General features: G+C 58.2%; 1 protein-coding gene and 2 pseudogenes. 1 reads left to right on the top strand and 2 read right to left on the bottom strand.

Annotation, left to right across the window (positions count from 1 at the left end; translation table 11 throughout):
• Nucleotides 1-91 precede the first annotated feature (91 nt).
• Together ACSSVY_RS22600 and ACSSVY_RS22595 are read right to left on the bottom strand one after the other, a co-directional pair.
• Nucleotides 92-1,090 (bottom strand): annotated as a pseudogene (locus ACSSVY_RS22600) (ISKra4 family transposase); the annotation flags it as partial.
• Nucleotides 1,091-1,237: 147 nt separating this feature from the next.
• Nucleotides 1,238-1,711 (bottom strand): annotated as a pseudogene (locus ACSSVY_RS22595) (tyrosine-type recombinase/integrase); the annotation flags it as partial.
• Nucleotides 1,712-2,757: 1,046 nt separating this feature from the next.
• Between ACSSVY_RS22595 and ACSSVY_RS22590 the strand changes: the two are divergent.
• A complete protein-coding gene (locus ACSSVY_RS22590; protein WP_454272278.1) occupies nucleotides 2,758-3,594 on the top strand; it encodes a universal stress protein in 837 nt (278 codons plus the stop codon).
• Nucleotides 3,595-3,792 lie beyond the last annotated feature (198 nt).

The raw sequence follows: 3,792 nt of genomic DNA, 5'->3' as shown, positions 1-3,792 counted from the left end.
CTGTCATCCGTACCGAACCTAGTCTTGGTTTTTGCCCGATGTAGCGCCAAAATCAAAGACAAGGAAGAACTCCCGGAAACTTTGCGACAGAACCGCCAAAGGTACCATCGCAGCGTTTCGGCCGGACGTTTGAACAGCACTGGAATGCCGGAGAAACTCCTGCTCTGCAGCAGGCCCTTTACGGCGTTGTCGACATGCTGAATGCGCATCGAGATATGCCACCAGTCGAGGATGTGGCGGACCTTCCCACCGACGGCATTGCGGACGAGGTTTGGCAGGGCTGGTTCCCCGTCCGAAATTACCGTGACGGTTTGTTCGTGATCCCACCCGAGAGCCCTCAAGTCCTGGCGAAGCTGACTAGCAGGTGACAGGACCGCCTGTTGCACCAAGCCGAAGCGACGGCACCTATCGTGGCTTTCGATCTTGCCGACCACAACATCGAGGTGTCGCTTCTGATATTCCGGCCTGCATCGGATATGCGCCCCGTCCAGAAAAACCGTCAGCGCAGGCGCCTCTTCGGCGGCTGAAGGAACCAGCGGCTCAGTTTGCTCGCTGTCGCAGATCTCCCGGGCAACTTTACCCAGTCGATTGCGCACTGATGTGTGCATCTGCTTCGCGCAAGGCAGAAAGGTTTCCAGGATACGCGCGGCTTCCCGGAAGGAATGACGCGCCCCAAGTTCGGCTTGAAGGCGTCGCAGTTCCGGGGTCGATCGATCCGGAAAAAAGTGAGCGAGAGGCGAAAGCGGTCTGCCCAACACAACATCGGATTTTGCATTGCAGGCACAGCGGCGAATGCGCGGCACCTTGACCTCGAACCTGCCGAAGAGCGTGTCGAGCACCCGAGACCGATAATCATGTATGGTCCGGACCCCGTCGCAGTCGGGACAGATCCTGCTTGCTTGAGAAATCTCCTCGATCTGGTCGAGCAGGATCACTTTCTGCAACTGCCCGAGGATCGTCTTTGCATCTTCGAGCAACAACCCGAACCCCTCAGGCTGCGTGCGTCGAAACGGGCGGGACAAACGGCCGAGATGATGCCTCTTTGTGGTTCCGTTCTCAAGGGCGTCTCGACAATAATCCGCACTTCCATGGCAGTTCCCTTCTCAATGAACCACCAACATACACAGACACCCCCAAGTTTTGCCCACTCCCTGTGCGGCCCGCATTTGCCCGGTGGCTTGATGCCGGCATCGCAGAGCCGGCGTCGAACCAGACTGTATAGCTTCTCGAGTTTGCGATAGGGCGCTCGTGTGCGGATGAAGATTTCCCTGGCATCGGTCGCTGGTCGTCCGGAACGCAGATACGCGAGCATGGCCTCGCCCGCGGGCGCCATCAGGGGCAGAAACGAGCAAGCTCCCGTCTTGCTGTGACGGACACGGATGGTTTCGCTCCGCCAGTCGATGTCCTCGATCCGCAGATTGCGGATTTCTCCAGACCGCAGGCCGTAGGATGCAAGGAGTTGCAAGATCGCATGGTCCCGCAGCCCTGCCGGCGTCTTGTCCGCCCTCGCGTGTTCCAATACTGCGGCGATCTGGCCCCGCTCCAGGATCGAGGGCACCCCTTCATAGGCGTAGAGCAACGGCGCGATGATATGCGGCGACAGGTCGGCCGCAGTGTGGCCCGCCCGATTGAGATGACGCAAAAACGAACGAAGCCGCTCCGCCACAGATTTCAGCGAACTGCGTGTCAGCTTCACCGCACGTAGGTCCATATAGCGGTCAATGTCGCTGATTCTCAGATCTATCAGACATTCGGGACCGCGTCGTTCAACTTGCCAGGTTAGGAAATGTCGGGCCTCCCACAGGAGCGCATCAATGCTCGGCCGCGCAAGGCCACGTTCCTCGTGAAGCCAGGTCTCGTATTCGTCGCAAATAGCAAACTTCAGTGCATCGGCAGCACAGGCCGCATCTGGAGCCGGTGGCCAACGACCCTGCACAAGCCGCAGCAGAGCGTGAATGCCCGCGGACGGAATCTGATGCCAACGCTGACCCGGAAAGCGGCCATGACGACGCCGGAACAGCGCGGCCGCTTCGCGCAGGTATTGCTCCACTTGGGCTTCGGTCACATTTGCGACCGAGATATTCCTATGTGCGAGATGGTCAACGAAGCCGCGCGCATAGGCGCAATAGTTCCTGACCACCACCGGGCTGTACCCTTGTTTGGTCAGTATGGCTTCGAGTTCAGTGATTACTTCGCAATCGGGTTTTATCATCGTTGGCTCCTCCGCTGGTCAAATGACAGCAGATGTTCGCCGGAAAATAATGCGGAGCAAAGTCGTCGACTACCGGCCGGATTTCATGGGCCTGTTCACTGTTCCTCCGCATTATGACCACCTGATGATAAGTGAAGTAACGCTGACCTCAGCATTACTTCACGAAGGGCTTCACATAGTTTGCCGGGATCGGACGCACGTCATGGCCGTGCGCCATGACAACCCGGGCACTGTGTTGCGACGTGGCGCAAGCCTCCATCGCCACGACACACGGCGACGAATCCGACAGCAACTGCTCCAGTCGCCCTAGGGATACAGTTCGGTTGAAGACCACCAGGCCATTAGACCGGACGCCACAAACTTGAAAATTTTTCTTGGCAAGGTCGTTAGCCAATATGCTAAACTCAAGTATGGATGCCTTCTCCATCTTGGTTCCAACGAAACCGCTCTGGCACACTCGATGCCGCCCGGTGGGAGCATCCACCGCATCAGTGCACTGGCTATCTCACCAACTGGTTTGAGTGGTCTTGGGGAAGGAGACCGGCATGACGCTGAAAGACATCTTGGTCTTTGTCGATCCGGCGCCATCAAGCATACACCGCCTACGCATAGCGGCCCACTTGGCCCGACACTACATGGCCCATCTGATTGGAGTCTATGTCGTCCCCAACACCGGTCACGCACATGATGGTTTTGCCCGTGGCGAAGCAATCCGCGCGGTCGGCGAACGCCGTCGCCAGAAGGAGGAACGGTTGGTGCTTGAGATTGGACGACAGTTCGCCGATGTGGCAAGGCGCGACGACATCAAGGTGGAGTTCAGGCTCATCCTGAACAGCGAGGTTGGCCAAAACATTGTCGCCAATTCACTTTACGCCGATCTCGCGATTGTCGGCCAAACAGAGCCGCATGGGCTGCCTCAATACTGGCTTCCTGACCATCTCCTGCTGGCGACTGGCGTTCCAGTGCTGGTCGTGCCGAACGGGTGGACCTCGGACACGATCGGGAATCGTATCATAGTTGCCTGGAATGCCAGCAAGGAGGCAAGGCGCGCGACCACGGATGCGTTGCCGCTGCTGTCGACTGCTCGATCCGTGAAAATCCTGATTGTGGATGCCGCCGGCAACACTGATCGGCATGGCGAGGAGCCCGGAGCCAACGTAGCTCGCCACCTCGCAAGGCACGGTGCAAAGGTGGAGGTCGAACAAATTAGCTCGAACGGCGCCTCTGTTGCCCAGATCGTCCTGAACACCGCCGCCGGCGACAAGGCCGATTTGATAATCATGGGTGCTCACAGCCACAGCCGCTCCAGACAATTGCTGTTCGGCAGCGTGACCCGGGCAATCCTGAAGGATACGACGGTTCCTGTGCTGTTATCGCGCTGAGCATGCCAGCTTGCAAACCCATTGCTGGCCACGAATCAAGCGGATCGCCTGGGCAATCCTGACGAAGCCTGGCACCGTCTATATGCAGGGGAGTGGAAAGAAGCACACTACGCGACACTGTGTGCATTTTGTAGATTTTAGGGCTGGTGCCGACCGGCGAGATGGATTCTGAACGCGGACTCTTTCCCAGCAAGGAGT

This window comes from Roseovarius sp. MBR-51 (assembly GCF_053628575.1).
This window is presented reverse-complemented; position numbering and strand designations above follow the sequence as displayed.